Source organism: Lentzea sp. NPDC058450 (assembly GCF_042721395.1).
Taxonomy (GTDB): Bacteria; Actinomycetota; Actinomycetes; order Mycobacteriales; family Pseudonocardiaceae; genus Lentzea.
This window is the reverse complement of record NZ_JBHXLO010000001.1, coordinates 830,115-837,273: the sequence shown is the minus strand read 5'-3', so window position 1 is coordinate 837,273 and position 7,159 is coordinate 830,115. Positions and strand designations below refer to the sequence as shown.

General features: G+C 73.3%; 4 protein-coding genes. 2 read left to right on the top strand and 2 right to left on the bottom strand.

Annotation, left to right across the window (positions count from 1 at the left end):
* Window positions 1-177 precede the first annotated feature (177 nt).
* Entirely contained in the window at window positions 178-1,893 is a 1,716-nt protein-coding gene (locus ACFWNN_RS03700; RefSeq protein WP_382438273.1) for a sensor histidine kinase, read from the top strand.
* Window positions 1,894-1,932: 39 nt separating this feature from the next.
* Here the strand turns inward: ACFWNN_RS03700 and ACFWNN_RS03695 are convergent, their stop codons facing one another.
* Window positions 1,933-2,577 carry an isochorismatase family protein gene (locus ACFWNN_RS03695; RefSeq protein WP_382438272.1) on the bottom strand — a complete coding sequence of 215 codons (645 nt, stop codon included), beginning with the start codon at window positions 2,575-2,577 and terminating at the stop codon, window positions 1,933-1,935.
* Window positions 2,578-2,589: 12 nt separating this feature from the next.
* Window positions 2,590-3,363, bottom strand: a complete 774-nt coding sequence (locus ACFWNN_RS03690) for an SDR family oxidoreductase (protein WP_382438271.1) — start codon at window positions 3,361-3,363, stop codon at window positions 2,590-2,592.
* An 88-nt stretch (window positions 3,364-3,451) separates the two neighbouring features.
* On the opposite strand from ACFWNN_RS03690, the gene ACFWNN_RS03685 reads away from it, so the two are divergent.
* Complete coding sequence (locus ACFWNN_RS03685) at window positions 3,452-7,147, top strand: amino acid adenylation domain-containing protein (RefSeq protein WP_382438270.1); 3,696 nt, start codon at window positions 3,452-3,454, stop codon at window positions 7,145-7,147.
* Window positions 7,148-7,159 lie beyond the last annotated feature (12 nt).

The following is a 7,159-nucleotide window of genomic DNA, read 5'->3' as shown; positions in this document are numbered from 1 at the left end:
CCCTCGGGTGGTCGGGGCCCGGGTTTCCCGGGCTGGCGGCCGGGGCGGGGCGGGCGGCCGGGCGGGCGGGGGGCGGGCGCGCGCGCCCCCCCCCCACCGCCGGAACTCGTGAAGAACCTGTTTACGTCCCGCCGCGCTGTCGTGAAGGACTGCATACTTCGAGTTGTGTTCGCCCGCATGAACAGCCTGCTGGTTCGGTTCTTCCTGTTCTCGCTGGTGATCGCGGGCTGTTCGATCGCGGTCACGGCGTGGCTCGCGTCGCAGGCGACGACCGGGGCGATCCGGCAGGAGCAGGGTGAGGCGTTCGAGACGGACGTCCAGATCTACGACGCGCTCGTCGGGTACGCGGCCTCCCACGGGGACTGGGGCCAGGTGAGGTCCACTGTGGACGAACTGGCGCGGAGGTACGACCGCCGGGTCGCGTTGACCGACCAGAACGGCAGGAAGCTGGTGGACACAGGCGATCAGAACGCCCCGCAGCTGCCCGTCACGCCCAAGGCGCTCATCGACCCGTTGAACGTCAACGGCGAGATCGATCCACGCGCCGTGGGTCCGTTCCTGCTCAAGGACGACGAGAAGCGCAAGTTGCGTTCGTACGCCGACCAGCTCGTCCGGTGCAACGACAGGGTCGAGATCGTGGAGACCCCGAACGGCAGGCCGCGCATCAAGGGGCTCGAACCCGGCCGGCACTCGGTGTGGGACAGCTGTGCCTCCGGCGAGTACCTGCAGACGGTGACGGCGACGGAGACGGCGGGGTACCGGGAGCTGCAGGGGTACTTCGTCGCGTGCCTGGCCACGTTGCCGGGCAACGCGATGCTCCCGGCGAAGGCCCCCGGCCGGGTGGACGAGCTCGACTGGGACGTCCTGGTGGTCCAGGGCACGACGCCCGACGTGGTGCGGTGCATGGACGAGGCGCGCCGGGACATGCTCAGGACGCACGTCGCTCCACCGGCGCAGCTGTTCCTCACCGCGCGGGCGGGTGACTCGCCGCAGCAGATCGACCTGTCGACGACCGGTGCCACCCGGATCACGCTGGTGGCGCTGGGGATTCTCGCGCTGGCGGGGTTCGCGTCGTGGGTGACGGCGACGCAGCTGGTGCGGCCGATTCGGGCGTTGACCGCCGCCACCAAGCGCACCGCGGAGGGTGACCGCACGGCGCGGGTGGACGGTGGTGCGGGTGAGATCGGGCAGTTGGCGAAGTCGTTCAACTCCATGTCGGAGAAGCTCGCGGAGACCGAACGGCAGCGGCAGGCGATGGTCAGCGATGTGGCGCACGAGTTGCGGACGCCGTTGGGCAACATCACCGGGTGGCTGGAGGCGACGCAGGACGGGCTGGCCGAACCCGACCCGCACCTGATCGGCATGCTGCTGGAGGAGTCGCTGCTGCTGCAACGGCTCGTGGACGACCTGCACGACCTGGCGCAGGCGGACGCGGGCACGCTGCGGTTGCATCCGGAGCCGATCGCGCTGGACGACGTGGTGGACCAGGTCGTCAACGCGCAGCAGAACCGCGAGATCCTGCTGCGCGCCGAGACCACGCCGGTGCACCTCAGCGCGGATCCGGTGCGGTTGCGGCAGGCGCTGGGCAACCTCGTCGCGAACGCCGTGCGCTACACGCCGCCGGGCGGCGAGGTGGTGGTGCGGCTGTTCCAGTGGCAGGACCGGGCGATCTTGGAGGTCGCGGACACCGGCACCGGCATCGCGCCCGAGGACGTGCCGCACGTGTTCGACCGGTTCTGGCGCGCCGACAAGTCACGCAGCCGCCGCACCGGCGGCAGCGGACTCGGGCTCGCGATCACCCGGCACCTCGTCGAGGCACACGGCGGCACGGTGTCGGTGACCAGCACGCTCGGCGAGGGCTCGACGTTCCGGATCAGCCTGCCGCTGGCCTGAGAACGACGGCCCTCGCGGTCGCCACCGCGCTGCCGTGCCTCAGGACACGGTCATCAGCGTGGGTGCGAGGGCGTCGCACAGGGCGTCCGTCGTGGTGACGACGGCGCAGTGGCTCGCCGCCTGGTCCAGCGCGCGGACGTGGCCCGGACGGTCGAAGCCCGCCACGGCGTCCGCCACGACGAACGGCGCGATGTCCCTGCTGAACGCGTCCACGGCGGTGGCGAGCACGCCCACCTCGGCGTACACGCCGGTGACGACGAGCTGGTCGCGGCCCTGGGCGCGCAGGAGCTGTTCGAAATCCGAGCGGGCGAACGCGCTGTAGCGGTGCTTGGTCAGCACGGTCTCGCCCTCGCGCGGTGCCAGCGCCGCGATGATCTCCGTGTCGGCGGCGCGGATTCCGGGACCCCACAGGTCCCAGAGCAGGCCGCGGGACTGCGGGTCCTGGTCTCCCGGCTGGGCGGTGTAGTAGACGGGCAGACCGGCCGCTCTCGCGGTGGCGAGGACTCTGGCGATCGACGTGACGGCCTGGGTGAGCGCGACGCTGTCGGCGGGGTAGGCGCGGACGAAGTACTCCTGCATGTCGTGCACGAGGAGCGCGGCGCGGTCGCGGTGCGGGGTCCAGCGGGCCCGGCTGGCCGGGAGCGCGGTGGGCGGGGTGTAGTCGGCGAGGCGGGGGAGGGACATCGGGAACTCCGTTCAGAGCGACGCGCCGCCGTCGACGGCGATGGTCTGCAGGGTGATCTGGGAGGAGCGGTCGGACAGCAGGAACGCGATCAGGTCGGCGACGTCCTGGGCGGTTCCCACGCGCCGCAACGGGATTCCGACGCGGTAGCTCTCGGGGACGCCGTTCAGCGAGGCCTGGATGCCGAGTTCGGGGTCCGGCCACAGCGACCGCAGCATCGCCGTGTCGGTGGAGCCGGGCAGCACGACGTTGCAGCGGACGCCGTGCTCGGCGAGTTCGAGGCCGGCGCACCGGGTCAGCGCGGTCGCCGCGGCCTTGGACGCCGCGTAGGCCAGCATGTTCTGGCGGGGCACCACGGCCGCGTTCGACGACACGACGGCAACTGACCCGCCACCGTTCGCCGCCATCACCCGTCCGGCAGCGCGCAGGCAGTGGAACGGGCCGGTGGCGTTGACCGCCATCTGGAGTGCCCAGTCGTCGTCGGTCGTGTCGAGCAGCACGCCCGTGCGCAGCACGCCCGCGACCGAGGCCAGCTGGGTCAGCGGGCCCAGTGCGTCCTGCACCAGGGCCACGGCGGCGTCGACCTCGGCGGCGACGGTGACGTCCGCTTCGACGGGGAGCACGTCCGCGCCCGCTGCCTCCAGCGCGGAGACGGTGCTCTTCAGATCGGTGCCGGGACGGTCGAGCACGGCCACCGCGCTGCCCTCGGCCGCGAGGGCGAGTGCGGTGGCGCGGCCGATGCCACCTGCGGCGCCCGTGACCAGAGCCACGGGTGGGGATGACGGCATGACTACCTCCGGTAACAGGTCTGTTGCCTCACGCGTTTGATTCACTCGATCGATGACATCAGACAATAGTGAGGCTAACCTAACTCACATGTCGCGCCCGTGGGAGTTCCTCCCGCTCACACCAGCTCAGGAAGGCATCTGGTTCGCCCAGCAACTCGCCACGAGCAGCCACTCGTACAACGCCGCCGAGTACGTCGAGCTGACCGGTGAGCTGGACGTGCCCGCGTTCGCACGGGCGGTCTCGGCGACGCTGGCCGAGGCGGCGTTCGTGGCCACCGTCGGCGAGGACCGCGTCCAGCACCGGGCCGGGGAACCGGTGCTGGAGGTCGTCGAGACGGACGGTGTAGAGGAAGCGCTGGCGTTGATGCAGGCGGACAGTGCGACGCCGGTCGACCTCGCCGCTGGTCCGTTGGCACGACAGGTGCTGTACCGGGTCGGACCACGGCACCACCTCTGGTACCAGCGCTTTCACCACGTGCTGGTGGACGGGTACGGCTTCGCGCTGCTGGCCCGCCGGGTCGCCGAGCACTGCTCCGGATCGCCGCCCGCGCCGTGGTTCGGCTCGCTCGCGGACGTGCTCGCCGCCGAGCAGGAGTACGCGAACTCGGCGCGCCGGGCCGCCGACCGGGAGTTCTGGCTGGCGCGGGCGGGCGACGCCGGCCTGCCGACGTTCGCGGCGTCCCGGCACCCCGCCGGTGCGCACGCGCTCCGGGTGAGCACCGCGTTCGCCGCGCCGGAGAAGGGCTGGCCCGCGCGGCTCACCGCGACGTTCGCCGGACTGCTGGCGCGCTGGACCGGTGCCGACGAGGTGACCCTGGGGCTTCCGCTGATGAACCGGATGGGCTGGGTCGCCTCCCGCGTGCCGTGCACGACGGTCAACGTCATGCCCCTGCGGCTGCGCGGGCCCCAGGACTTCGCGGCCGTCGTCGAGTCCGAACTCCGGCAGGTCGCGGCGCATCAGCGGTACCGCGGCGAGGACCTGCGGCGCGACCTCGGCCTCGGCTCGGCGCCGCTGTGCGGGCCCGAGCTGAACATCCGGCCGTTCGGCGCCGCGCTCGACTTCGGCGCCGTGACGGGGGAGCTCCGGTACCTGCGGGCAGGACCGGTCGCCGACCTCGCGCTGAACGTGCACCGCACACCGGCGGGCGTGCTGGTGGCCGACCTCGACGCCAACCCCGCCTGCTACACCGAGGACGACCTGCACGGCCACCTGGAACGGCTGGTCGCGGCGTTCTCGTCGGACGTGCCGGTGTGGCGCGCGGCCGTCGGGCCGAGTAGTGGTGCGGTCGGTCCGGCCGTGCCGCTGAAGCCGGCCACGCTGCCCGGACTCCTCGCCGCCCAGGCCGCGCGGACCCCGGACGCGACCGCGCTCGTCGTGCCGGGCGAGGACGTCCGGCTGACGTTCGCCGAGTTCGACGCCGTCACGTCGGCACTGGCCCGCAGGCTCGTCGAAGCGGGTGTCCGCACCGGCGACGTGGTCGGCGTGCACCTGGCCAGGGGAGCGGCGTTGGTCGTCGCGCTGCACGCCGTGGTCAAGGCCGGTGCCGCCTACACGCCGCTCGACCCCGCGCACCCGGCCGGCCGCACCGAACAGGTCCTGGCGAGCACCGGCGCCGTCGTCGTCGTGACCGCCGCCGAGTTCCCGTCGGGGGCGAAGACCGTGGCGGTGGACCTCGGCGAGTTGCTCGCGGACGCGGGGGAGGCGCCGGAGACCGGGGTGCGGCCGGGCGACGCCGCGTACGTGATCCACACGTCCGGCTCGACCGGGGCGCCCAAGGGCGTGGTGATCTCGCACGCCGCGCTGCACAACCGGCTGGCGTGGATGGCCGCCGAGTACGGCATCGGGCCGGGCGACCGGGTGCTCCAGAAGACCCCGGCCGGGTTCGACGTGTCGGTGTGGGAGTTCTTCCTGCCCGCGCTGACCGGTGCCGCGCTGGTGGTCGCCGCTCCCGGCGCCCACGCGGACCCCGCCCACGTCCGGGACGTGCTGCGCGCGCACCGGATCACGACCGTCCACTTCGTACCGTCGATGCTGGCGGCCTTCCTGGCCGGTGCGCACGACGGGTATCCGTTCCTGCGCAGGGTGATCTGCAGCGGGGAGGCACTGCCCGGCGAGGTGCGGGACGCGTTCGTGGCCGCTTTTCCCGGCGTGGAGCTGCACAACCTCTACGGGCCGACGGAGGCGGCGATCGACGTCACCGCGTGGCCCGCGCACACCGGCACCGGCCGGGACGTCCCGATCGGCACGCCCATCTGGAACACCGCCGTGCACGTGCTGGACCAGGCGTTGCACCACACCCCGGCCGGTGCGCTCGGCGAGCTCTACCTGGCGGGCGCGGGCGTCGCGACCGGGTACCTGGGCAGGCCCGGCGTCACCTCGGAACGGTTCGTGGCCGACCCGTTCGGCCCGCCCGGCACCCGCATGTACCGCACCGGTGACCTCGCGCGCCGGCGCGCGGACGGCGTGATCGAGTACGCGGGCCGGGCCGACGACCAGGTGAAGATCCGCGGCATGAGGGTCGAGCCCGGTGAGGTCGCGGCCGTGTTGCGGGAACGGCCGGGCGTCACCGGCGCCGTCGTCGTCGCGCGGCCGCGGGCGGGCGACACCGAACTCGTCGGCTACGTCACGGGCACCGCGGACCCCGCCCGGCTGCGTGCCGCGCTCGCCGGGGTGCTGCCCGACCACCTGGTGCCGGCCGCCGTGCTGGTGGTCGACGAGTTCCCGTTGTCCGCCAACGGCAAGCTCGACCGCAAGCGGCTGCCCGAACCGGACCGCACGGCGGGAGCGGGTGACCCGGACACCCCGCACGAGGAGGTCGTCTGCCGGCTGTTCGCCGCCGAGCTCGGACTTCCCTCGGTCGGCCCGGACGACGACTTCTTCGCGCTGGGCGGGCATTCCGTCGCGGTGGCGCGACTGGTCGGCCGGGTGCAGTCGGCGCTCGGGCTGCCGGTGGGCATCGCCGACGTGTTCGCCGCCGCCTCGCCCCGCCGCCTGGTCCGCCACCTCGGCGGTACCCCGGCCGATCCGCTCGCGCCGGTGCTGCCGCTGCGTGCGGGAGGCGGGCTGCCGCCGTTGTTCTGCCTGCCACCCGCGGGTGGTCTCGGCTGGTGCTACACGCCGTTGCTGCGCGTCCTGGGACCGGACCGGCCGATCTACGCGGTGCAGGCCAGGAGCCTCACCGACGACGATCCGGGGCCCGCGACGTTGCGCGCGGTCGCGTCCGGCTACGTCGAGCGGATCCGCGAGATCCAGCCGCACGGCCCGTACCACCTCCTCGGCTGGTCGGTCGGCGGCATGGTCGCCCACGAGATGGCGGTGGAACTCCAGGAAGCCGGTGAGGAGGTCGCCTCGCTGGTGCTGCTGGACGCCTACCCGAGCGATCAGTGGCGGCACCTGCCCGCCCCCACCGAACGGGACGCGCTCGTCGCGTTGTCCCGCATCGCCGGGCAGCCCGACCCCGGCGAGGACCTCGACCGCGCCGCCGTGCTGGAGGCGTTGCGGCGCGGGGGAAGCGCGCTGGCCGCGTTGCCCGCGACGACGCTGGCCCGCATCACCGACGCCGTCCGGCACAGCAGCCACGTGGTCCGCGACTCCGTCCACCGGCGGTGGCGCGGCACGGCGGACCTCTTCGTGGCGGACCGGCCCAGGGCCGAGGACTGGCTCGACCCCGGCGGCTGGCAGTCCTACGTGGACGGTGAGGTCCGCGTGCACCGCCTGCCCTGCACCCATCCGGAGATGGTGAGCCCCGAGCACCTCTCCACCATCGCCCGAATCGCACTCTGAGCACCGGAGAAG

Bases quoted from the DNA above. Each gene is read 5' to 3' on its own strand.
- ACFWNN_RS03685 (WP_382438270.1), top strand. From the start codon at position 3,452: ATGTCGCGCCCGTGGGAGTTCCTCCCGCTCACACCAGCTCAGGAAGGC.
- ACFWNN_RS03700 (WP_382438273.1), top strand. From the start codon at position 178: ATGAACAGCCTGCTGGTTCGGTTCTTCCTGTTCTCGCTGGTGATCGCG.
- ACFWNN_RS03690 (WP_382438271.1), bottom strand. From the start codon at position 3,363: ATGCCGTCATCCCCACCCGTGGCTCTGGTCACGGGCGCCGCAGGTGGC.
- ACFWNN_RS03695 (WP_382438272.1), bottom strand. From the start codon at position 2,577: ATGTCCCTCCCCCGCCTCGCCGACTACACCCCGCCCACCGCGCTCCCG.